Source organism: Clostridium sp., assembly GCF_021372645.1.
Classification (GTDB): Bacteria; Bacillota; Clostridia; order Clostridiales; family Clostridiaceae; genus Clostridium.
This window is the reverse complement of the sequence record NZ_JAJFUC010000052.1, coordinates 14,011-36,577: the sequence shown is the minus strand read 5'-3', so window position 1 is coordinate 36,577 and position 22,567 is coordinate 14,011. Positions and strand designations below refer to the sequence as shown.

25 protein-coding genes and 1 pseudogene are annotated in these 22,567 nt (G+C 29.1%); 4 read left to right on the top strand and 22 right to left on the bottom strand.

Going from position 1 to position 22,567, the window contains the following annotated elements; translation table 11 throughout:
* Positions 1–81: 81 nt before the first annotated feature.
* The 15 genes and pseudogenes from nifK to LLF98_RS08885 all read right to left on the bottom strand — a co-directional run bounded on the left by nifK (position 82) and on the right by LLF98_RS08885 (position 12,363).
* Entirely contained in the window at positions 82–1,446 is a 1,365-nt protein-coding gene (gene nifK / locus LLF98_RS08955; RefSeq protein WP_291702804.1) for a nitrogenase molybdenum-iron protein subunit beta, read from the bottom strand.
* Positions 1,446–3,032 carry a nitrogenase component I subunit alpha gene (locus LLF98_RS08950; RefSeq protein ID WP_291702802.1) on the bottom strand — a complete coding sequence of 529 codons (1,587 nt, stop codon included), beginning with the start codon at positions 3,030–3,032 and terminating at the stop codon, positions 1,446–1,448. Before LLF98_RS08950 ends, nifK begins: the two co-directional genes overlap by 1 nt.
* Positions 3,033–3,050: 18 nt before the next feature.
* The gene (locus LLF98_RS08945; protein WP_291702800.1) at positions 3,051–3,434 is read right to left on the bottom strand and encodes a P-II family nitrogen regulator; all 384 of its coding nucleotides are present in this window, start codon (positions 3,432–3,434) and stop codon (positions 3,051–3,053) included.
* Positions 3,435–3,458: 24 nt separating this feature from the next.
* Positions 3,459–3,785 carry a P-II family nitrogen regulator gene (locus tag LLF98_RS08940; protein ID WP_291702798.1) on the bottom strand — a complete coding sequence of 109 codons (327 nt, stop codon included), beginning with the start codon at positions 3,783–3,785 and terminating at the stop codon, positions 3,459–3,461.
* 99 nt (positions 3,786–3,884) lie between these two features.
* Entirely contained in the window at positions 3,885–4,706 is an 822-nt protein-coding gene (gene nifH / locus LLF98_RS08935) for a nitrogenase iron protein (RefSeq protein ID WP_291702797.1), read from the bottom strand.
* A gap of 738 nt (positions 4,707–5,444) precedes the next feature.
* A complete protein-coding gene (locus tag LLF98_RS08930) occupies positions 5,445–6,374 on the bottom strand; it encodes a hypothetical protein (protein WP_291702796.1) in 930 nt (309 codons plus the stop codon).
* 96 nt (positions 6,375–6,470) lie between these two features.
* Entirely contained in the window at positions 6,471–7,079 is a 609-nt protein-coding gene (locus tag LLF98_RS08925) for a Fe-only nitrogenase accessory AnfO family protein (RefSeq protein ID WP_291702795.1), read from the bottom strand.
* A gap of 106 nt (positions 7,080–7,185) precedes the next feature.
* Positions 7,186–7,812: pseudogene (locus LLF98_RS08920) on the bottom strand (substrate-binding domain-containing protein); the annotation flags it as partial.
* Positions 7,813–7,989: 177 nt separating this feature from the next.
* On the bottom strand, positions 7,990–8,418 hold the full coding sequence (locus LLF98_RS08915) for an MOSC domain-containing protein (protein ID WP_291702794.1): 429 nt from the start codon (positions 8,416–8,418) through the stop codon (positions 7,990–7,992).
* Entirely contained in the window at positions 8,418–8,900 is a 483-nt protein-coding gene (gene moaC / locus LLF98_RS08910) for a cyclic pyranopterin monophosphate synthase MoaC (RefSeq protein WP_291702823.1), read from the bottom strand. Before moaC ends, LLF98_RS08915 begins: the two co-directional genes overlap by 1 nt.
* A 2-nt stretch (positions 8,901–8,902) precedes the next feature.
* The gene (gene moaA, locus LLF98_RS08905; protein ID WP_291702793.1) at positions 8,903–9,862 is read right to left on the bottom strand and encodes a GTP 3',8-cyclase MoaA; all 960 of its coding nucleotides are present in this window, start codon (positions 9,860–9,862) and stop codon (positions 8,903–8,905) included.
* 105 nt (positions 9,863–9,967) lie between these two features.
* Entirely contained in the window at positions 9,968–10,459 is a 492-nt protein-coding gene (locus tag LLF98_RS08900; protein ID WP_291702792.1) for a MogA/MoaB family molybdenum cofactor biosynthesis protein, read from the bottom strand.
* A 17-nt stretch (positions 10,460–10,476) separates the two neighbouring features.
* Positions 10,477–10,629, bottom strand: coding sequence for a hypothetical protein (locus LLF98_RS08895; RefSeq protein ID WP_291702790.1), 153 nt, complete (start codon positions 10,627–10,629; stop codon positions 10,477–10,479).
* The gene (locus tag LLF98_RS08890; protein ID WP_291702788.1) at positions 10,626–11,663 is read right to left on the bottom strand and encodes an XdhC family aldehyde oxidoreductase maturation factor; all 1,038 of its coding nucleotides are present in this window, start codon (positions 11,661–11,663) and stop codon (positions 10,626–10,628) included. Before LLF98_RS08890 ends, LLF98_RS08895 begins: the two co-directional genes overlap by 4 nt.
* Positions 11,664–12,168: 505 nt before the next feature.
* Positions 12,169–12,363, bottom strand: a complete 195-nt coding sequence (locus LLF98_RS08885) for a TOBE domain-containing protein (RefSeq protein WP_291702786.1) — start codon at positions 12,361–12,363, stop codon at positions 12,169–12,171.
* Between the two features lie 544 nt (positions 12,364–12,907).
* On the opposite strand from LLF98_RS08885, the gene modA reads away from it, so the two are divergent.
* The 3 genes from modA to LLF98_RS08870 all read left to right on the top strand — a co-directional run bounded on the left by modA (position 12,908) and on the right by LLF98_RS08870 (position 15,714).
* Positions 12,908–13,714 carry a molybdate ABC transporter substrate-binding protein gene (modA, locus tag LLF98_RS08880; RefSeq protein WP_291702784.1) on the top strand — a complete coding sequence of 269 codons (807 nt, stop codon included), beginning with the start codon at positions 12,908–12,910 and terminating at the stop codon, positions 13,712–13,714.
* Between the two features lie 270 nt (positions 13,715–13,984).
* Positions 13,985–14,668 (top strand): molybdate ABC transporter permease subunit, encoded by a 684-nt coding sequence (gene modB / locus LLF98_RS08875; RefSeq protein ID WP_291702822.1) that lies wholly within the window; start codon positions 13,985–13,987, stop codon positions 14,666–14,668.
* The gene (locus LLF98_RS08870) at positions 14,668–15,714 is read left to right on the top strand and encodes an ATP-binding cassette domain-containing protein (protein ID WP_291702783.1); all 1,047 of its coding nucleotides are present in this window, start codon (positions 14,668–14,670) and stop codon (positions 15,712–15,714) included. Before modB ends, LLF98_RS08870 begins: the two co-directional genes overlap by 1 nt.
* Before the next feature lie 259 nt (positions 15,715–15,973).
* On the opposite strand, the gene LLF98_RS08865 is transcribed toward LLF98_RS08870, so the two are convergent.
* The gene (locus LLF98_RS08865) at positions 15,974–16,852 is read right to left on the bottom strand and encodes a tyrosine-type recombinase/integrase (protein ID WP_291702782.1); all 879 of its coding nucleotides are present in this window, start codon (positions 16,850–16,852) and stop codon (positions 15,974–15,976) included.
* An 84-nt stretch (positions 16,853–16,936) separates the two neighbouring features.
* A complete protein-coding gene (gene spoIIM, locus LLF98_RS08860) occupies positions 16,937–17,569 on the bottom strand; it encodes a stage II sporulation protein M (RefSeq protein ID WP_291702781.1) in 633 nt (210 codons plus the stop codon).
* 438 nt (positions 17,570–18,007) lie between these two features.
* Between spoIIM and LLF98_RS08855 the strand changes: the two genes are divergently transcribed.
* Positions 18,008–18,514, top strand: coding sequence for a flavin reductase (locus LLF98_RS08855; RefSeq protein ID WP_291702780.1), 507 nt, complete (start codon positions 18,008–18,010; stop codon positions 18,512–18,514).
* A gap of 224 nt (positions 18,515–18,738) precedes the next feature.
* Here the strand turns inward: LLF98_RS08855 and LLF98_RS08850 are convergent, their stop codons facing one another.
* From LLF98_RS08850 to LLF98_RS08830, 5 genes are all read right to left on the bottom strand, one after another.
* Entirely contained in the window at positions 18,739–19,167 is a 429-nt protein-coding gene (locus LLF98_RS08850) for a hypothetical protein (RefSeq protein WP_291702779.1), read from the bottom strand.
* 139 nt (positions 19,168–19,306) lie between these two features.
* Positions 19,307–19,609 (bottom strand): hypothetical protein, encoded by a 303-nt coding sequence (locus LLF98_RS08845; protein ID WP_291702777.1) that lies wholly within the window; start codon positions 19,607–19,609, stop codon positions 19,307–19,309.
* A gap of 252 nt (positions 19,610–19,861) precedes the next feature.
* The gene (gene trpA, locus LLF98_RS08840) at positions 19,862–20,638 is read right to left on the bottom strand and encodes a tryptophan synthase subunit alpha (RefSeq protein ID WP_291702775.1); all 777 of its coding nucleotides are present in this window, start codon (positions 20,636–20,638) and stop codon (positions 19,862–19,864) included.
* A 2-nt stretch (positions 20,639–20,640) separates the two neighbouring features.
* Positions 20,641–21,813, bottom strand: a complete 1,173-nt coding sequence (gene trpB, locus LLF98_RS08835; protein ID WP_291702773.1) for a tryptophan synthase subunit beta — start codon at positions 21,811–21,813, stop codon at positions 20,641–20,643.
* Between the two features lie 40 nt (positions 21,814–21,853).
* Positions 21,854–22,567 (bottom strand): phosphoribosylanthranilate isomerase, encoded by a 714-nt coding sequence (locus LLF98_RS08830; RefSeq protein ID WP_291702771.1) that lies wholly within the window; start codon positions 22,565–22,567, stop codon positions 21,854–21,856.

Here is a 22,567-nt window from a genome sequence, read left to right as displayed (position 1 = left end):
TGCTCAACCATTGAATTTATTTATTTTTTAATTACTTATACATGTCTTATAAGGTTTATACTATTTGACACTATTTAAAACTTACATTACTAATTCAAAATCTTCTTCCTTAGCATCTCTATCTTGTCTATCCATTAATGCACCAAGCATTAATTCTAACAATCTCATTGCACCTTTATACCCAACTGTTGGCATATATGCATGTATATATCTATCTAATACTGGGAATCCAACTCTAACTAATGGAATATCTTCAGCTCTCGCTATGTATTTACCATGAGTTCCACCCATTAATAAATCTACTGGTTCATTTTTAATTAATTGATGTAATTCAAATAAATCTGCATTTTGTTTAGCAATACATCCTTCAACACCAAATTCTTCATATAAAGCTTTCATTTGTTTTTCAAATACATTTGATGGAGTACCTGTAATTACATATTTAGGAATCATTCCTAGCTCTAATAAGAACTTAGATAATGCAATAAGTATATCTGGATCTCCATATAATGCTACTTTCTTACCATCATAATATTGATGAGAATCTACCATTATATCAACTAATTGTCCTCTTTCTTCTTCAAGCTCATAAGGAACTTGTTGCTTGCTAAATTTACTTAATTCCATAATTAAATCATCTGTAGAACCAATACCTATTGGCATGTTCAATGTAGTGTATGAAACTTTGTATAATTTTTCAAGAGCAGATGCTCCTGCTTCTGAAGCAAAGCTTCCTAAAGCTAAAGTTTTTTCGCAGTCACCTAATTCAATTATATCTTGAATCTTTGTACCACCCTTTGGATACATATCATATTTGCCAGTCATTGGAGCATCAAAAACTCCAGTTGTATCTGGTAACATTGTATAATCTACACCCATAAGTTTTAATAATTTCTTTACTTCACGCATATCACCAGGATTAATGAATCCAGGAATTACGCACATTTTTCCGTTCTTTACTCCAGTTGTTTTTGCTAGCTTATTAACAAAACCTACAACCATATTAGAGAATCCAGTAATATGTGATCCAACATAACTTGGAGTATTTGCATATATTACTCTTTTTCCATCTGGAATATTTATATCTTCAATAAATGCATTTAAGTCATCACCTATAGTTTCTGATAAACATGTAGTATGAACTGCAATTATTTCTGGATCATACATATCAAAAATATTTTTTACAGCAGTTTTTATATTACTACCTCCACCAAATACGCAAGCACCTTCACTAAATGATGAACTAGTTGCTATAGCTGGTTCCTTAAAGTGTCTTGATAAAACTGTTCTGTGATATGAGCAACACCCTTGTGAACCATGACTGTGTGGCATACATCCATGAACTCCAAGAGCTGCATACATAGCACCAACAGGTTGACATGTTTTACTAGGATTAATAGTAATGGCCGTTCTTTCCTTAATTTCCTTAGGAGTTAAATCTAACATTATACCTCACCTCCAAATGTTCCTTCTAATATAGATTCTTTCTTCCATGGAGCTACAACATATCCCCATGCTGGAGTATATAAACTCATAGTTACATCTCTACCAAAGTTTACAGCACCTTTAAATCCTGCATAAGGTCCACTATAATCATAAGAATGTAATTGTCTTGATAATACTCCACCTTTTTGTATTGAAAATTTATCCTTGATACCTGAGAAGAACATATCAAGTTTTAATTGCTTGATGAATTCTTCAGTTTCAAAGTGATTTAAATCATCAACTACAATTGCACCTTTTTTCATATCACGCATCATACCTGGATAATATTCTAAATTAACAATTTCTTTCTTTAATTCTTCTAATTCTTCATCTGTTTTTACTGGTCTATATTTATCTGCAATTTTTTCTACTTCTAATACTTCAATATTTTTTAAATCTGCATCTTCAACTATAGTTGGTATTACTTCTCTACCTTCATAATCGTCTCTATGTGCAAATTCAAATCCTGCAACTAATGTTTCTACACCTAAATCATTTAATAACATTTGATAATGGTGAGATCTTGAGCCTCCAACATATAATCCTGCTCTCTTACCAGTTAATTTACTTCTGAAATATTCCATATCATCTTTCAAATCTTCAAGTTCTTCAGCTATAACAGCTTCTGTTCTTTCTGTGAACTCAGGATCATTAAAGAATTTCGCAATGTCTCTTAAAGTTCTAGCTGTACAATCAACACCAATAAAATCAACTTTTATCCAAGCAGTTCCATATTGAATTTTCATCATTTCTGCTATATAATTAATTGAACGGTGACATTGGACTAGATTTAAATCTGCAGTGTGGGCTTTACGTATATCATCAATACTACAATCACCAGTCATGATAGATACTACTTCATAGCCTATTTTCTTAAGGATTCTTTCTATTTCCCAAGCGTCACCACCTATGTTATATTCTCCAAGAATGTTAACTGAATGAGTCTTAGGTGTATAATCCATAGTTCCGATTACAGATTTTATTAATTTATTATTTGCAATATGGTGACCTGCTGATTGAGATACACCCTTATATCCTTCACAAGGGAATGATATACATTCAATTCCATATAATTCTTTAGTTTCAGTTGCAACAGCTGGAAGGTCATCACCAATTAATCCAACTGGACATGTTGCACATATGAATATAGCTTTTGGATTAAATATATCAACAACTTCTTTAATCGCTTGTTTTAATTTCTTTTCTCCACCAAATACGATATCACTATCACTTAAATTTGTACTAAAACAATATTGAATAAAGTTTCCATCACCGTTTTGTGGTATTGCTTTATTTCTTCTAGTTCCCCATGAATAATATCCACATCCTATTGGTCCATGAGTTATTAATACTATATCCTTTAAAGGTCCAAGAACAACTCCTTTACAGCCAGCATAACAACATCCTCTATGTGTCATAATACCTGGAATAGTTCTTCTATTTGCATCTATTTCTTGAGTTTCTTGCTCAAGTTCTAACATATGTTTTTTTCTATTTTTGTAAACTTTAGCACTATATTTGTCTAAAACACTATCTACTTTACTCATTAACTTCACCTCCACGCTTTAAATTGCATCTTCTCCTGCTTGTCCATCTCTAACTCTATACACTTCTTCTACTGGTAATATAAATATCTTTCCATCTCCTGGTGTACCAGTTGAATTTATATTTATTACTGCATCTACAACAGTTTTTACTTCTTCATCTTTTACTACTAAAGTAATAAGTCTTTTTGGAATTAGTCTACCTCTTTCAGATAAGTTTTCACCATATGCTGATTGTGGTATTTCACCTGCTTCAATATATGATTCAATTAAAGCCATATCTATAGATTTTTTACCTCTTCCAAGTACTTTTCTGCAAGTAATAGATGGGAAACCAGCTTCTGTGAGTGCTTCTTTAGTTTTATTTACTTTATTCAAACGAATAATACACATAACTTCTTTCATAAAGCTATTCCTCCTAATTTAATTTTATAATCCTGCTTTACCACTACTTACAGTGTAAACTTCTTCAACAGATGCAACAAATATTTTACCATCACCAAAAGCACCTTTTTCACCTGTTCTTGAACTTCTCATTATAACTTTTATTACATCATCTTTATCTTCATTTTTAACTGCAATTAAAAGCATTTCTTTTGGAAGTTCATCATAATGAATATCTCCAACTTTAATTCCTTTTTGCTTTCCTCTACCATAAACAGCCATCTTTGTTACTTCTGGAAACCCAGCATCTAATAATTCTGAAAGTACAGTACTAACCTTTTCTGGTCTTATTATCGCACGAATCATATACATATATCTCTATCTCCTTTTATTATATATTTTGTTATTAGATATAAATCTAAACTTATATAAAAGCATTAAGTACTTTTATATAATATGTTATCTTTTATCTTAGATATCCATTAAACCATATTCCATTAAGATTTCTTCTAATCTTTCTTGTTTCATTGGAGTTGGAACAACAAATAATTTGTTATTTTCAATGTTTCTAGCTAAAGTTCTGTATTCATCTGCTTGATCAGCTTTTGGATCAAATTCGATAACTGTTTGCTTGTGTATTTCAGCTCTTTGAACCATATTATCTCTTGGTACAAAGTGAATTAATTGGCTTCCAAGTTCTTTTGCAAAAGCTTCTAATAAGTCTAATTCCTTATCAACTTTTCTACTGTTACAGATGATACCACCTAATCTAACTCCACCTGTTTTAGCATATTTTTGAATACCTTTTGAAATGTTGTTAGCTGCATATAATGCCATCATTTCTCCAGATGCAACGATGTATATTTCTTGTGCTTTACCTTCTCTGATTGGCATTGCGAATCCACCACATACAACGTCTCCTAATACATCATAGAATACATAATCTAAATCCGGTGTATAAGCTCCTAATTGTTCAAGCATTCCTATTGAAGTAATGATACCTCTACCAGCACATCCAACTCCTGGTTCTGGACCGCCTGATTCAACACATTTGATTCCCCCATATCCTGGTTTCAAGATTGCATCTAATTCGATGTCGTCTCCTTCTTCTCTTAAAGTATCTAGAACTGTTTTTTGTGCTAATCCTCCAAGAACTAATCTTGTTGAATCTGCTTTAGGATCACATCCTACTATCATTATTTTCTTACCCATTTCAGCTAAAGCTGATGTTAAATTTTGTGTAGTAGTTGATTTTCCTATACCACCTTTTCCATAAATAGCTACTTGTCTCATATAAATTTCCTCCTTTTAATTAAATAAATTTTATATAAGCCCATTTGGGACATTATAACTTAAATGTATTAATATAACTAAAATTTAGTTTTAAAAAAAGAATCTATTTCATATAACTTTTAAAGTTATATGAAATTAGACTCCTTTGTCCTTCATTTAATTAATAAAAAAAATCTAAGTTTAACTTCTTCTTCGAATTAAAAACTTAGACTTCGTTGCCTTAATTATAGGTACATATATTGTAAAAAATAACCTTCATGAAAACAGTTAATAGTAAATTAATTTTTATGAAGAATATATTTGTTGCAATATATATATTTAAATTTTATTTAGTTATTAAAATTATTATATCAAGAAATCTATTTTATATAATTTCTAAAGTAATAATAAATTAGACTCCTTTATCCTTCATTTAATAAAAAAAATCTAAGATTTAACTTCTTCTTTGAGTTAAACACTTAGACTTCGTTGTCTTAATTATAGGTATTTAAATTTTATTTAGTCATTTTAATTATTATATCATAAAATTTTGATTTTGTAAACTATTTTTTCAAATTTTATAATACTTGTAATATATTGCTATTTTTTGTTGATTTGTTTTAGTTATTAAAGTTATCATATCATAGAAAATTGATTTTGCAAACTCTTTTTCATATTTCTATGATATTTCCAATGATAACGATACACTTTTATTAATTTAGTAAAAAAATATCCCATTTAGCTAAATCAATAAAAAAATCATTTATTCAAATCACCACTAAGTGTAAATTGCTTTTCTCCAAAGTTCTTTATTTCAAACTTATTTCCTTGAATATTATATTCATAATTACCATCTATAATAACTTTATCATCTATAAATTCTATAGATAAAGTTATTGTATCCATCACTTCGCTATTAGAATATATTCTGACTTTTCTAGGTGAATGAATAATTTTATCTCCACCTAAAGTATGAATTGTTATTGTATTTCTAGAAGTAATAAGTGACTTGATCCTACCATCTTCATAAAAATTAAGAGAATTTTCATCTCCATGAATTCCTATAGCATTAATATCATAGGCTTCTATATCTCCAATAAGCGTATTTATAGTAATTGGTCTAAAAGGCTCACAAGATTTGAGTTTACCACTTTCATATAAGGAAAATCCTATTCTACCTATAATATTATAATCTTCTAAGTTTAGATTAACTCTTTCCTTAGGCCACAAAGTAATACTCTTTAGCTCCTCAGTTTTATAAAAATGAAGGGATATAGCCTTAGCTTCAAAAGATGCAAATTCAAAATCAAATTTATATGGTTTTGCTAAATCATATTCATCTTCCTCTGACCAATATCCAGATAATTTACCATCTAACAAAAATAGTCTATTAATTGGACCATCTTCATAAAATGTGATTTTTTCAACTTCAAATACTCCTATTTTAGTTGTAATAGAAGTTGAGTCATTTAATAAAATGCTTCTTATATTTCCACTTTTATAAACTTTCACTGATGGAAATTCTTTTCTTCTTACATCGGGAAATTCATATGAAGGTATTAGCTTGTACCCCCAAATATTAAGCTCACTTTTTTCTTCTAATCTGTATTCTTCAGCTTCTCCAGTGGAATAATAACCAGCAACAATGGCATCATTTAAAGTTCCAAATTTAGTTTCGATTGTTTTCATATTATTTTCCTCCATTCTAAATTAAGATACACAGTTGTAACTTCAGTAGTTTATACGCATAAACCTAGTTTTTATTTAGTATACGTATTATTTACATTAATTCTTTTTTTCAATAGTGACCATGAAATCATTTTTTTTCACCTCTTTAATATCCAGTTCAATAGCTCCTCTATCTTTTTCTTTAACTAACCAAGGTGGTACATGGCAACAATGAATTTCTATTTTTTTAACATCATATTCTTTCAAATAAGGAATTATTGCTTTTTTTGAAGACATCTCTGGATTTGATATTTCTAATTCCATTAGATCTATAAAGTAATGACCTTCTCCAAGATTTTTTGCAATTTCTTCTTTATTTTCTTCTGCTTCCTCTTGTTCTTTCTCTTTTCTTATAATTTCATTCAAAAAATTCATAGGATTTCCTTCTAATTCCCAAACACTAAAATCTTCTGCATAAAATACACTATATGGAATGCCAAAGGCTTTAGTTACTATAACAATTTTGCAATCATCCATTTGTTTTACTAAATTGATGTACTCTTCTCTTACTTCTTTTATTCCTTTTCCACTACTTGTCCGTTCTACTAATATTTCTTTTTTTACCTTCCATGAATCTTCCTCCCGAGCAAAAATATTTACACACTTTGCTTCTGTAAAAGAACTTATCTCATTTTTTTCATCAAGAAATACTGCTATTTCATTCATAATATCACTCCTTTAAATTTGTACTTTTAGATAACAAAAAAGACACAGTAAAATCACTGCATCTTTGCACCTAAAATCTTTTATTAATTTTATACTATATTATTATTTAAGTTTTAGCAAGTATTTTACCAATATCTTTTAAATCATACCCACCTAAACCTTCAATTTCTTTTTTAAACTCTTCACTTTGTATGGTGTTTATGATTAATTTGTATATTGGATATTTTAAATCTGATTCTTTAATTACTAAATCATATCTTTCTTCTTGAAGTGGTATAAAATCAATTTCGCTTAAATGACAAGCTACCTTCTCATTTCCTATTCCAACATCACCTTCGCCTCTAGCAATACCTCTTGCTACTGCAAAATGAGATTGTTTTTCTATATTATATCCATTTAGGTGCTCTCTATTTATATTGTTTAATCTTAACTTTTCATCAAGTAAAATTCTTATTCCAGAACCCTTTTCCCTATTTATCATAGATATATTTTGTTTAGTTAGATCTTTCCATGTATTTATTTTATGTGGATTTCCTTTAGCTACATAAAAACCAACATTTCTATAAGCTAAATTTATAAGTAAACATGATATTCCTAGAAGCATTTTTCTAACAAAAGCAGTATTATATTCATTAGTATCCCCATCCCATAAATGTGCTGAAGAAATAGAAATTCAATTCCATCTATGCCATAGTCTTTATATATTGCAAGCAATGTTGTTTCGCAACACTTTCCTTTTTTACCTCGTATAGCAACTTCATTTTGAAATTAACCATTTAAAAGTTCTCCCCACGAGTTAGGTATACCTCTACCATTTAATTTAGTTAAATCTACAATCTAAAAGATATAATAACTTTTAAAATCACAGAAGTTTTACCTGACGATGGTGGTCCCGAAAATGTCACAAATTTCATACTTCAATATTATCTCCAGATTTAATATATCCTTCTTCTAATACCTTAGCAAATATTCCTTCCTTTGGCATTACACACTCGCCTACTAAATCCTTAATTTTGCACCCCTTGTGACACTTTTTCCCAATCTGTGTCACTTCCAAAAGAACCTCTCCAATTTTAAGTTTTGTCCCAACTGAAAGTTCATATAAGGTTAATCCTTCTGTTGTAATATTTTCAGCAAATTGCCCTGTGGCTATAACATCAATTCCAACTGCTTTCATTTTTTTAATACTCTCTATTCCAAGTAAGCTTACTTGTCTATGCCAATCTCCTGCATGAGCATCCCCCTCAAGACCATGATTAACTCTAAAAAAACCTTTTTCTATATGATGTTTTACTTCACCTTTTTTATCGCTTATATTAACTGCAATAACTTTACTCATCATAATCCCTTCCTTTCAAATGTACCTGATTTTCCTCCACTTTTTCTTACAAGCATAATATTATTTATAATCATTTCTCTATCAATAGATTTGCACATATCATAAATAGTTAATGCTGCAGTAGATACTGCAGTGAGTGCCTCCATCTCAATTCCAGTTTTTCCTACAATCTTTGTGGTTGCAGTTATTTCAATTCTATTATTTTCAAAATCAATTCTAAAGCTTATATCACAGCCAGATATCATTATAGGATGGCACATTGGTATTATTTGTGGAGTATTTTTAGCTCCCATTATTCCTCCTACTTGAGCAACAGCTAATACATCGCCTTTTGAAATAGTACCTTCTTTTATTCTTTCAAGGGTTTCTTTTTTCATAGAAACATATCCAATTGCTACTGCTTCTCGTACAGTATCAACCTTTTCAGATACATCAACCATTTTAGCTCTTCCTTCTTCATTTATATGCGTAAGTTCCATTATTTTTAGCCTCCTATCTGATACATCATCTTATCACTTCTACTAACGCTTTCCTCTTGAAGGTGATGCTCTAGTGGTTTATTAAATATTGCTGATTTTAGTTTTGTTGTAAGCAGTTCTTCATTATTTAAATATTCTTTAAGATTTATTTCCTCCTTTGAATGAAGACATGGCTTAATTGTTCCTGTCGATGTAAGCCTTATTTTATTACAATCTGCACAAAAATTGCAGCTTATAGAATTAATAAAACCTATTTTTCCTTTTGAACCTTGAATCTTGTATAATTGCGCTGTTGTCCCCTTTTTACTTTCGATTGGGACTAACTCCGGATGCCTTATCAAAATATTTTTAAAATTTACCTTGCTTTCTTCGTATAACTTAATACTTTCGCCGATTGGCATAAGTTCAATAAATCTTATTTCTACTGGCATTTCCTTAGCTAAATTTAAAAAATCTGTAAATTCTGTATCATTAATACCTTTCATTAAAACTGTATTAATTTTTAGTGGTTTTATTCCAATTGATAAACACTTATTTATACCTTCTAGTACTTTATCTAAATTCCCTATTCTCGTAATATCTTTAAATTTATCTTTATCTAATGTATCTAAGCTTATGTTAACTCTTTTAAGTCCAGATTTTTTTAAATCCTCTGCCATATCAGATAGCAAAATGCCATTTGTGGTTATTGCAATATCTTCTATTCCCTGCAATTTAGAAGTTTCATATATTAATTTATCTATATCCTTCATTACTAAGGGTTCTCCACCAGTGTACCTTATCTTATTAATACCAAGTGAGGCAGCTGCCTTTACAATTTTTAAAATATCCTCAAGGCGAAGAATATCATCATGTCTTAAAGTTTCTATGTCTTCTTCTGGCATGCAATATATGCACCTTAAATTACATCTGTCAGTCACTGATACTCTTAAATAATTGATATTTCTTCCTTGCTTGTCTCTCATAACACCGTCTCCTACTATTTAATTAGTGATTAAGATTGAAATTACTTTATAATTCCTTTGGAATTTCCTTCTTAATCATTAATTATTTTTCATTATTCTTTTGTTTTAACTTCCCGCACACTCACTAGCTTCTCCTGTAAGTATTGCAATACCATGTGGAATTGCTGGTAATACAAATTGAAGATTTTCTACAGCACCTTTAGGACTACCTGGAAGATTAATTATTAATGTCTTCCCACGAATTCCTGAAATCCCCCTAGAAAGCATGGCCTTTGGTGTAATAGCTAGAGATTTCATCCTCATGGCCTCGCCAATACCTGGCGCATATTTCTCTATTACATTTTTAGTTGCTTCAGGTGTAACATCCCTTTTCGAAAAACCTGTACCTCCATTGGTCAAAATTAAATCAACTTTTAACTTATCACACAAATAAATTAATTCTTTTTCTATTTGTTCTATTTCATCAGGAACAATTTTATAAAAGCTTATAGTATACTCATTTTCTTCTAATTCCTTCCTAATTGCTGGCCCTGTCTCATCTATTCTTTCTCCTCTAGCTCCCTTATCACTTATAGTTAATATTGCGATTTTTATCATCTTCATTCCCCTCTCTTTCATATGTTCAATGTCTCTTGCTTAACATCACTTAATCTTAATATTTCCATACATTCTTCATAATGAGGAAAAGGCTCTTTTAGTACATGTATTCTTTCTCCCATCCTTGAAGAATAGCCTGCCGCAAGAATTATGGCAGAATAGTTTTTCATATCATCCTCTCGCGTCGAATCTTTATAAGTTCAGCTGCAATACTTACTGCAATCTCTTCAGGTGTTTCAGAACCAATTTCAAGGCCTATTGGATTATAAACTTTATTACAATCATCAACTGTAAATCCCTCTTCTTTAAGTGCTTCATAAACAATATTACGTTTCCTTCTGCTTCCTATCATTCCAATATAATATGCATCTGTTCTTAATGCCTGTTTTAGACAAGTCAAATCAAATATATGTCCACTTGTTACAATTACAATATAACTATCTTTGTCTATTGGAAGTTGTTCAAAACATCCTTCAAAAGAATCAGGGACAACTACATCATCAACCGTTGAAAATCTATCTCTGTTGGCAAATTCAGCCCTGCTGTCTACTACTGTAACTAGAAAATCTATCTTCTTAGCAAGTTCTGCAAGCTTTTGAGAAACATGACCTGCGCCAAAGATATATAATCTCCCTAAATTGCATATTGGCTCAATAAGAACATTTGCATTTTCCTCCTTAAGAAGAATAAGATCTCTATATCGTACAGCATCTGAGTATTTTTCAATAACTTCCTTTTCTATATCCTTTGAGCTATAAATAATTTGCTTATTTTTATATAAATAATTTATACTATTTCCATCATAAAAAAATTTTCTAATTATAAATGCTTTTTCTCCATTTTCAAAACATTTTATTACTTCTTCATACAATTTAATATTTTCTTCTTTTTCTTTATCTACATATTCCATTAAAATACTGACATCACCACCACATACCATTCCAATTCCTTTATTTTCAGTTTCCTGCAATTTATATTCCTTTAGAATTGTAGTTTTTGTATCAAATATTTCTATTCCATGCTGAATTACTAATGCTTCGACTTTTCCTCCCCCAACTGTTCCTAGAATAGACCCATCTTTTCTAATTATCATTCTTGCACCAATTGTTCTTGGTGCTGAACCTTGGCTATCAAAAATAGAAGCTAATACAAAGCTCTCACTACTTTTTAAAAGTTCTAATCTCTCCTTATAGGATTCTTTCATTCAAATTTCCCCTCCTAATCTACAGATACCAGACTCATAGATTTATCAATTATTAATTTTTAATTATTCATCTTTGACATTAGTATTGCCTTAGCTAAATCAAATAAATTTATAGTATATTCAATCTTTTATTGATTGTCATTAACTTTTTTCATACCACAAATATCTACTTTATATTCACCTAAATATTCACTAACATTCAACTCATCAGGTGCTCCAATATCATTCAACTTTTCCTTCGAATTTATCTACTTCTACTTTTGAATATGGGCCTTTTCCATCCCAAGCACCATTTTCATTATTGAGATCTTATATTAAATCTTTTTAACAAAACATAACTATATTTAAGTTGAGAAGTATGTTTATGGAATAGTTTAATAATTATCAATAATGATACAGTTTACCTAACTTTTCACAAGATCATTTATTTTATTTTTAAGCATATTCAAAAAGAGAATGTCTCAAATTGAAATATTCCCTTTCTCTTATGTATTATTGTAGTAAATTAAGCCATAATGATAACTGATGAAGCTTTAATTACTGTTGTAGCATCTAATTCTACTGTTAATTCTAATTCTTTTACAGAATCCATAGAAATTACAATATCTTTAGCAATTTCTATCTTTACTAATGCATTTACTGCACCTTCTTTAAGTTTAACAACTTTTCCAACTAATTGATTCCTAGCACTTAATTTCATTATTATTTCCTCCTTAAAATTAAATATAATCAATATTGATTATATATTATTAGAATATTATTTTTAACCATATTTTTTATATTTTACCAATTATTAATTTATATTGGAAGTAATATGAAAAATATTTTTCCATAATTATTGCACCAAATCTATTTTATTCTTTATTAAACAAGTAATAACCTTTAAGATCACTGAATTTTTACCTAAAGATAGCGTCCTGAAAATGTAACAAATTTGAATTTACTCACTCCTCCTTATAATAGTGTTTCAACACAAACAAAAAAAATCTCAAAAAGGTTCATACATTTCTGTATTCTCCTCTTTGAGATCTTTAAATAAAACATAACTAAACATCACATTCCTATATTAATATATAATCATATTCAAATAAATTTATCAATAATTTTCACAATACGTTTATATTTATATGAGTATATTGCATTCTTTTTAATATAATGTTAGTATAATAAAAAACATGATAAAAAGTAGCTAATATAACTAAACATAACTATTAATTTAAAATTATGAATGTGAGGTTTTATTTATGAAAAACAAGATTGTATTTTCCACTTTAGTAACGTTAATGTTATCTGTATTAATTATTGGTTGTGGTGCTCAAAAGGATTCATCTTCTGCACAAAAAGATACTACCACTACTGAACCTCCAGTAGAGCTAAATATTTCTGCAGCTGCTAGTTTAACAGAAGCAATGGCAGATATACAAACTGAATTTAAAAAAGTTAAACCAAATGTAACATTAACTGTTAATTTTGGTGCATCAGGTTCTCTCCAACAACAAATAGAACAAGGAGCACCTTGTGATATATTCATCTCAGCTGGTCAAAGTCAAATGAAAGCCTTAGATGAAAAGTCTTTGCTTCTTGAAAATACTAAAAAAGATTTAGTTAAAAATGATTTAGTTTTAGTTGGACCTAAAGACACTACCTTAACTGGTCTTTCTGATTTAACAAGCGACAAAGTTAAAAAGATTGCAGTTGGAGAACCTACAAGTGTTCCAGCTGGGAAATATGCTGATGAAGTTTTCACAAAGCTTGCTATTAAAGATTCTATAACATCAAAACTTGTCTTTGGAAAAGATGTAAAAGAAGTACTTGCTTGGTCCACTTCTGGAAATGCTGATGTTGGATTGGTTTATAAAAGTGATGCTCTAAGTAGTAAAGATGTTAAGATAATTGAGATAATTGCTGAGGACAAGCACTCACCTATAACATATCCTGTAGGTGTAATTAAAGCTAGTAAAAATCCAGATGTTGCAAAAGCATTTGAAGATTTCTTATTTACTGATACATGTAAAAAGATTTTTGAAAAATATGGTTATGGCATAGCTTAAGTGAGATAAGTGAAAGTCCAAAAAGTGAGAATCGAAATTTTACATTTCGTTCTTCGAACTTTCTCTGTGAGCTTTTATATTTGGCTACTTGAACTTACTCAACGAACAAATGCGGAGCGAGCTTCCTTTCAGTGTCAATAAAGAATTGTCAATTTAGGCACATTCAAAAATAACAGATCAAAGATGCTCTGTTTATTTTTTGAATGTGCCTTATGTTATATATTTATTAGAAAATTAAAAATTTTTTCTTAAAATAACTTCGAAGGAGGAATTAATATGGATTTTACACCTTTATGGATTTCCATAAAAACTGCCACTGTTGCAACAATAATAACATTCTTTTTCGGTATTTTAATATCTTATTGGATGTCAAATTTCAAAGGAAAATCTAAAGGAATAATAGATGGATTATTTATTTTACCTTTAATTCTTCCACCAACTGTTGTAGGTTTCTTTTTATTACTAATTTGTGGGAAAAATGGTCCTGTAGGTAAACTTTTAGAATTCTTTAATACGTCTATAATTTTCAGTTGGACTGCTACGGTGCTTGCAGCTATAGTGGTTTCTTTCCCAATGATGTATAAAACTACACGTTCTGCTTTTGAGCAAATAGACATTAATATCCTTTCTGCTGCTAGAACTCTTGGTCTTAGTGAATTTAAAATCTTTTATAAAATTGCTATTCCTTTAGCAATGCCAGGTATTATTGGTGGATTAGTTCTCTCTTTTGCAAGAGCTATAGGTGAGTTTGGTGCAACATTAATGGTAGCTGGAAATATTCCTGAAAGAACCCAAACCATGCCCCTTGCTATCTTCTTTGCTGCTGAAGGCGGCGATATGCAAAAAGCTATGCTTTGGGTTATTATAATTGTAACTTTATCATTAGTATTAATTTTAATATTAAACTATTGGTCAGAAATTCAGCTTAAACTTATGGGAAGGAGGGCTAAATAATGTCGTTATATGTAAATATAGAAAAACATCTTCCGTCTCTTGATTTAAAGGTTAATTTTGAACATAAAAGTGGTGTTCTAGGCTTTTTAGGAGCATCTGGCTCTGGTAAAAGTATGAGTCTAAAATGCATATCTGGTTTAGTTACTCCTTCTAAAGGAAAAATAATTGTAAATGATAAAATTTTCTTTGATTCAGATAAAGCAATTAGTTTAAGTCCTCAAAAAAGAAAGATAGGTTATCTTTTTCAAAATTATGCTTTATTTCCTAATATGAATATAATTGATAATATTGAAATAGGTATTTCTGAAATGAAAAAAGAACAAAAAAAATCCTTAAGCAAAGATTATGTAGAAAGATTGGGTCTTGGAGGTCTTGAAAAACATTATCCTTGGCAATTGTCTGGTGGTGAGCAGCAAAGAGTAGCTTTAGCTAGAGCACTTATAACGTCTCCAGATATTTTACTTTTAGATGAGCCCTTCTCTGCATTAGATCAACATTTAAGAAATAATTTAGAGAAAGAATTAATGTCTATAGTAAAAGATTATAGTGGAAATGTTATTTTTGTTACTCATGATATAGCTGAAGCTTATAGAGTTTGTGATGATATAATTGTTTATGAAAATGGCATATCTTTAAAAAAACGAGAAAAGAAAGATTTATTTAATTTTCCTAAAACTCTTGCTGAAGCAACTTTAACAGGTTGCAAAAACATATCAAAGGCTAAAAAAACTGGTAAATATACTATTTATGCTGAAAATTGGGGCCATGAATATATTGTTGATGATGAAGTTCCTGAAAATATTCAATATATTTGTATAAGAGCACATAATATAGAAATATGTGCAGATAGTGAAAATCCTAATACTTTCCCTTATGAAATTGATAATATTATAGAAAATCCGTTTGAATTTACTATTTATTTGAAAAATAACACTAACCCTCTAGCTAATCTTATAGAATTTAAAATTGAAAAAAATAATATAAATTTTTATTTAAAAGATATAGTTAATCTTAAATTTTCTTCAAATAGCCTATTCTATTTTTAAATCATTATTTTACAATATATAACCACTGTGTAAATTGAATATATGATTATTTATATACAAAAAAGATAGCACACATTACTGCTTTTATCCTTTCATTAAATAAGGCACATAAAGAAATAACAGGCCAATATACTTGTCTGTTATTTTCTTTCATGTGCCTAATATATTACTTACTACAATTATTTTCGAATAATATAAACTCATCTAAACCTATTTTCACTTAAAGCATACATAAAAACGATTTAAGAAATGCCATTGCCTAAGCCCTTGGATGTGTATGCATATATATATAATTAATTTTATCATTGTTTATTATTTCGTAATATGTGTCCATATATGTTAGAACTTGATTTCCTAGTAATTTTTGAACAGCTCTAACATTTGCTCCATTTTGAAGTAAATGAACTGCAAACGAATGTCTAAAGGTATTTAAATTAACGTCCTTATCAATACCTGCTTGTCTAGCATATTCTTTAACAATTCTCCAAATTCCTTGCCTTGTAAGTTTATTACCATTTAAGTTTACAAAAAGATTAGATACTCCACATTGTGCAATTTTATACCTTATGCTTAAATACTCTGCTATAGCCCTGCAAGCACTTCTTCCTATAGGTATTATTCTTTCAAAATGCCTATTATCTGTGCACCTTACAAAACTCAAATCAAGATTAACATCCTCTACATTTAGTGAAATGAGTTCTGAAACCTTCATTCCAGTAGCATACATTAACTCTAATAACGCATTATCACGGACTCCCTTTGAGCAATCTTTTTCAATTATTCTAATTATTTTATCTACTTCTTCAATGGTTAAAATTTGTGGTAATTTTCTATTATTTTTAGAGCTCTTGTATTCAATTTTGGGCACTTCCTTAATTAAAGTTTCATTTTTTAAGTATGAGTAGAAATTTCTAAGACTTATGACTATTCTATTTATAGATCTTTCAGATTTCCCTTGAGTTATAAGATTTTGTATATACGACATAATTGTTAATTTATCGCTTTTATACAAATCTATTTCTTTTTTATTTAAAAATTTAAGATATATACTGACATCGGTTACGTATGCGTATATAGTATTTTCACTTTTACCGCTCTCTAACAAATAATTCTTATAATTACTTATACTATTTATCATTATTATCTCCTATACCATTAATTATAATTAATATTTGACAAAATTGTCAACTTTCCTTCTTTTTCAATTATCATATGTTTTATACTACAAATAGAATTTTTTAGTCACAAATTTTATTAGAGACGGTGATACATAAGTTTCAACCAAGATTCCCATTACAAATAATATTATAATTATAATTAACTTATTTAATACACCATCAAAGAAAGTATCTTTATTTATTCCACGTTTAAAAAACTTTCCTTTGAATTTTTCTGTAGACATAGATAAACTAATCACACTTAACGCTATAAAACATGGAATATATATTAAATTTTGAGGAATAATAGATACTAAGGCTAGTCCAATCCCCTTGCCTTCAAAAGTAGTTACCATAAAAGAAAAAGTATACCCTAATGTAAACCCTTTTAATAAGTCTAAAAGTAATATTATGGGAGCTCCAAAAAAAGTTAAACCTAATATAAATATAGGTACAATTATCAATATATTCTTCTTAATAACCTCAAATAATAAATTTCCATAATTAATGGGTTCATTTTCTATAGAATTAGTGAAACTAAAAAAGTAGTTCGTTAAATCATTCTTATCTGATACCCTCATGTATTTAACAGTATAAAGTCCAAAGGATATTCCCAAACAAAACATTATGAGCACAATGAAAAAATAGGCTTTTTTATCCCTAAAAGTATCATGTAGTCTAGTAAGTAAATAATTCATCTCTTATTCCTCCTTTAGTTACTCTACATTATACTATGTTTAATATTTGAAGTTTATTCACTTCCTTAATCATGAATATGTAAAACTATTAAAATTAATTATATCTTGTCTGTATCATGTTTTATTTTTAGACATAAAAACATCTTATATATACAAAAAAATCAAAATACATAATATTATTCACTATATAAAATGCGCGACCAGGTGCGTAAACTTGTTTCATTGTAATACCTCCAACAATTATTATAATACTAACATATTTTACAAGGAATTCAACTAAAAATCTTCCTATATTTCACCGAGTAATTTTATGTTAATGAAAAAATGATGTCATTCTGTAGTTTGATGTATATTCATAATTCCATAGGAAACTATATAATTGCGTTTTTATTATAATAGGCTTAAAATAAATATAAACTATTAGAAGGAGGTATATACATGTCATTTAAAGAGATTGAAATTAAAAAGTTAAACATGAATCCTTTCACACTTATTGGTGATGAATGGCTATTAGTTACTGCAGGTACTGAAGGTAAATTTAATACCATGACTGCAAGCTGGGGTGGCTTAGGTGTATTCTGGGGCAAAAATTCAGCTACAATCTACATTAGACCAGGTCGCTATACAAAACAATTTATAGATTCAAACGACACATTTACATTGTCATTTTTTAAAGAAGATTATAAAAAATCTTTAAGTATTTGTGGAAGTGTTTCTGGAAGAGATGTAAACAAAGTGGAAAAGGCAAACTTAACTCCTATTTTTGATGAAGAAAATACTTATTTTGATGAAGCAAAAATGGTTGTTGTATGCAAAAAAATGTGCCATACTGACATTAAATTAGAAAACTTTGATAATCTAGAGTTTGATGAAACCATATATCCTGACAAAGATTATCATACAATTTATATTGGTGAAATATTAAAAGTATTGGTAAAAGAGTAATTACCTTAATCTAAATACTCAAGTTAAAAACTATACTTATGCGTATGCCCCCGAAATAAGGGGTCATACCATTTGTTAATGTTACTGAAAACTTTGATAGATGCTTATAAAACGTGGGGGTAGGTATTATTAAATTGAAATGCATTTCTTGTTTATAATTTTCCATAGAAAAAATAAGTCTTTGTATAACACAAAAACTTATCTTTCATATGCCTAATATGTATTTAGTTATTTGACTTATTAATTCTTGGTGTGTATCCTTTTATAATCAAGATTGACCAATCACTATTTGAATGTTCAATCCACTCACATTGAACATCAAGAAATTTAAGCCATGCATTAAGCCCATGACTTTTCTTAGATACATTTGGTGATTTTCTTCCATGTATTTCTTTTATTTTTTCTAATAATTCTAATTGCTCTTCCTTGCCCAATTCCTTATTTACTAATCCCGTTATAAATTCTATGCATTCTGTATAAACCACTGCATCACCTAAATATAACTCATCTGCATATACTTGTCTTTCCTTATTTAATAAGTCACTAACTTCGTTGATTTCATCTTTATTTGATAAGTATTGTTTAACTCTTCTTAAAGCCTCAATATCATTATCTAATTTATTTATTGTTTTTTCTAAGCCTTCAAATCTCATTCATGTTTCTCACTTTACATATTTATTTAGCCATTAATAAATTAATGAAGATTAGTTTATTATAACACTATTGTTGCTATACATCTATAAATATATAAAAATCGTGTAAATTTTATGTTTTTGATTTGCCTTTGTTTTTTTATTTAATCTTAGATTTAATTCCATCATAAAGATACATTAAATATTCAACATTAACGCCATTATCTATTAATTTATATATTCTGCTCTTTACCATTTCCATTGTATCTTTTGCCTGCCTAAAATCCTTATCTTTGATACAGGTATTGGTATAAGCCAATAAATAATCTATTTTTAAAACATCTTCTGCTAAATCTTCTCTATTGTCATTTACTAACTTAACTAATAAAGAATATATTTTAGGAGAAGTTGTGTTTCTAGTTTCTTGTAGTATATCTGTATTTCTGCTAGTTTTCTTTGCCATAAGTTTTAAACACCTCATTTCAACAAAAATTATATCATTGAAATCTAAAATTTTCTAGCATTAATACTTATTGCTACTTTTTAATGCTCTCAATAATTAGATACTTGTCCATATATACACAACCTAATAGCAATATGTTTGCATATCCTTAATTTAAAAAGTATTAATTGGAAATATGGACAATCATCTTGAATATCAATACATTTAATATTTTTTAGTCTTCAGTAATTAATAATTAAAATTCTTAGATTATTAATTAAATCCCGCTTTTAAGTCTTTTACAAAATCAATTACTGATTGTTTTCCTTCTGCCATTCTCTTAACTATTGCACTTCCTACTATTACCCCATCACAATAATCTTTAACTTCTTTTACTACTTCCTTTGAAGAAATTCCAAAACCAATACACATTGGAATATCTACAATCTTTTTAACTTCTTCTAAGTATTCATGAGTTCCACTATCTAAAGATGTTCTTTCTCCTGTGGTTCCATTTGTAGAAACACAATATACAAAACCTTTTGCGTTTTTTGTTATAGCTGCTATTCTATCTTTTGATGTTCTAGCTACAAGTGGAATTAAGTAAATTCCATTTTCTTCACAAATCTTATTAAGTTCTCCTCTTTCTTCAAGTGGAACATCTGGAACTATAATACCATCAACTCCATTTTTTGCTGCTTCTTTTAAAAATTCTTCTATTCCTTTGAAATATACAACGTTAAAATAAACCATAAGTACAATTGGTACTTCAGAAGATTCTCTTATTAACTTCACACATCTAAATACATCTTTAAGTTTTGTTCCATTGTTAAGAGCTTTAGTATATGCATTTTGTATTACAGGGCCATCTGCAAGTGGATCACTAAATGGTACTCCAATTTCAACTACAGTTGCTCCTTCTTTATCTAATGCAACCACTAAACCAGCAGTTTCTTCAATAGTAAAATCTGCTCCACATGTTACAAACGGTATAAGAGCTTTCCCCTTATTTTCTTTTACTTTGTTAAATGATACATCTATTCTATTCATTATTATTCACCTAGATATGCAAGCACTGCATCCATATCTTTATCTCCTCTCCCTGAAAGATTTACAATTATAATTTTATCATTACTTAGTGTTGGTGCTAATTTCTTAGCATATGCTATAGCATGTGATGATTCAAGTGCTGGTATTATACCTTCAATTTTTGTTAAATACATAAATCCATCTTTTACTGCTTCCTCATCTGTTACACTTACATAAGTAGCTTGATTAGTTTCACATAAATATGCATGTTCAGGTCCAACACCTGGATAATCAAGACCTGCTGATATTGAATAGGCTTCAAGTATCCCACCATCATTATCTTGAAGAACATAACTTAACATTCCATGAAGAATTCCCTTTTCTTTTTTCGCCATAGTAGCTGCATGCTCTCCAGTTTCAAGCCCCTTCCCTGCACCTTCAACTCCCATTAAAGTAACTTCTTTATCGTTAATAAATGGATAGAATATTCCTATTGCATTACTTCCACCACCTACTGGAGCTAAAATATAGTCTGGTAATCTTCCTTCAAGTTCTAAAATTTGCTTTCTTGCTTCATCACCTATAACTCTTTGGAAATTTCTAACCATAGTTGGGTATGGATGAGGTCCAAGTGCTGATCCTATAATGTAAAATGTATCTTCTACATTTGCTCCCCAATATCTAATTGCTTCAGTAACTGCATCATTTAAAGTTCCTGCACCATTAGTAACAGGCACTACTTCTGTACCTAAAAGCTCCATTTTCTTAACATTCATCGCCTGTCTTCTTATATCTTCTTCACCCATGAATACCTTGCATTCCATTCCAAACTTTGCTGCAACTGTAGCTGTAGCAACTCCATGTTGTCCTGCCCCAGTTTCAGCTATAACCTTAGTTTTTCCCATTCTTTTAGCTAAAAGCACTTGACCTAATGCATTATTAATCTTATGAGCTCCTGTATGATTTAAATCTTCTCTTTTTAAATAAATTTTTGCTCCACCTAAATCTTTAGTCATGTTTTCAGCATAATAAAGTGGACTTGGTCTTCCTGTATAGTATTTTAAATAATACATATACTCCTCTATAAATTCCTTATCATCTATTACCTTTTCATATGCTGCTTCAAGCTCTATTAAAGCATTCATTACAGTTTCTGGAACATATTGTCCCCCAAAGTCATTAAATTTACCATTCATTCTTTTCTCCAACCTTTCTTATTAAGTTAACAATTAACAGTTAATTGTTAACTGTCCTAACTTTGTCTATTAAACTCTTCATTTTCTCAAAAGACTTTGTTCTATCTCCATTTTCATCTATGATTTCAACGCCTGATGAAACATCAACTCCAATAGGATTTGCTTTAGATATTCTTTCTATAACATTTTCATCTGTTATTCCTCCTGCTAAAAAGAAGTTATATTTTTTTAAAATACAATCATCTACATATTCTAGCCTATGTTCTTCACTAAAGTACTCACTTATATTCTCTAAAGAAAATGTTTCACCACTACCTGGATTGTCTCCATCTATAAGAAAATTATCGATCAAATTATCCCTACTGTTTTCATTATATGCTAATTGTTTATTGCTTCTTATATGTTTTTTTATATTTTCAATATCCCTTATAGATATTGCTTTCCATATTTCTATGGATTTATTTATGCTTTTCTTTAATAAATTTATAAATTCTTCATCTTCTTTTCCATGGAGTTGGATAATATCTAAAGGTATCACTTTAATAATATCTATAATTTCATTTATTGAATTATCTTTAAACACTCCAACAGTTTTGATTCTTTTATCTAGACTGCTACATAATTCATTTGCCTTTTCTCCAGTTACTTGTCTTTTGCTCTTTGTAAAAACAAATCCTACATATTCTGGCTTTAAAATATTTAAATATTCAATTTCTTGTTTATTAGTTATTCCACATATTTTTACTTGAATCAT

Coding starts and splice junctions, on each gene's coding strand:
- nifK (WP_291702804.1), bottom strand. CDS start 1,446: ATGTTAGATTTAACTCCTAAGGAAATTAAGGAAAGAACGGCCATTACT.
- LLF98_RS08950 (WP_291702802.1), bottom strand. CDS start 3,032: ATGAGTAAAGTAGATAGTGTTTTAGACAAATATAGTGCTAAAGTTTAC.
- LLF98_RS08945 (WP_291702800.1), bottom strand. CDS start 3,434: ATGAAAGAAGTTATGTGTATTATTCGTTTGAATAAAGTAAATAAAACT.
- LLF98_RS08940 (WP_291702798.1), bottom strand. CDS start 3,785: ATGTATATGATTCGTGCGATAATAAGACCAGAAAAGGTTAGTACTGTA.
- nifH (WP_291702797.1), bottom strand. CDS start 4,706: ATGAGACAAGTAGCTATTTATGGAAAAGGTGGTATAGGAAAATCAACT.
- LLF98_RS08930 (WP_291702796.1), bottom strand. CDS start 6,374: ATGAAAACAATCGAAACTAAATTTGGAACTTTAAATGATGCCATTGTT.
- LLF98_RS08925 (WP_291702795.1), bottom strand. CDS start 7,079: ATGAATGAAATAGCAGTATTTCTTGATGAAAAAAATGAGATAAGTTCT.
- LLF98_RS08915 (WP_291702794.1), bottom strand. CDS start 8,418: ATGAGTAAAGTTATTGCAGTTAATATAAGCGATAAAAAAGGTGAAGTA.
- moaA (WP_291702793.1), bottom strand. CDS start 9,862: ATGAGAGACAAGCAAGGAAGAAATATCAATTATTTAAGAGTATCAGTG.
- LLF98_RS08900 (WP_291702792.1), bottom strand. CDS start 10,459: ATGATAAAAATCGCAATATTAACTATAAGTGATAAGGGAGCTAGAGGA.
- LLF98_RS08895 (WP_291702790.1), bottom strand. CDS start 10,629: ATGAAAAACTATTCTGCCATAATTCTTGCGGCAGGCTATTCTTCAAGG.
- LLF98_RS08890 (WP_291702788.1), bottom strand. CDS start 11,663: ATGAAAGAATCCTATAAGGAGAGATTAGAACTTTTAAAAAGTAGTGAG.
- LLF98_RS08885 (WP_291702786.1), bottom strand. CDS start 12,363: ATGAAATTAAGTGCTAGGAATCAATTAGTTGGAAAAGTTGTTAAACTT.
- modA (WP_291702784.1), top strand. CDS start 12,908: ATGAAAAACAAGATTGTATTTTCCACTTTAGTAACGTTAATGTTATCT.
- LLF98_RS08870 (WP_291702783.1), top strand. CDS start 14,668: ATGTCGTTATATGTAAATATAGAAAAACATCTTCCGTCTCTTGATTTA.
- LLF98_RS08865 (WP_291702782.1), bottom strand. CDS start 16,852: ATGATAAATAGTATAAGTAATTATAAGAATTATTTGTTAGAGAGCGGT.
- spoIIM (WP_291702781.1), bottom strand. CDS start 17,569: ATGAATTATTTACTTACTAGACTACATGATACTTTTAGGGATAAAAAA.
- LLF98_RS08855 (WP_291702780.1), top strand. CDS start 18,008: ATGTCATTTAAAGAGATTGAAATTAAAAAGTTAAACATGAATCCTTTC.
- LLF98_RS08850 (WP_291702779.1), bottom strand. CDS start 19,167: ATGAGATTTGAAGGCTTAGAAAAAACAATAAATAAATTAGATAATGAT.
- LLF98_RS08845 (WP_291702777.1), bottom strand. CDS start 19,609: ATGGCAAAGAAAACTAGCAGAAATACAGATATACTACAAGAAACTAGA.
- trpA (WP_291702775.1), bottom strand. CDS start 20,638: ATGAATAGAATAGATGTATCATTTAACAAAGTAAAAGAAAATAAGGGG.
- trpB (WP_291702773.1), bottom strand. CDS start 21,813: ATGAATGGTAAATTTAATGACTTTGGGGGACAATATGTTCCAGAAACT.
- LLF98_RS08830 (WP_291702771.1), bottom strand. CDS start 22,567: ATGATTCAAGTAAAAATATGTGGAATAACTAATAAACAAGAAATTGAA.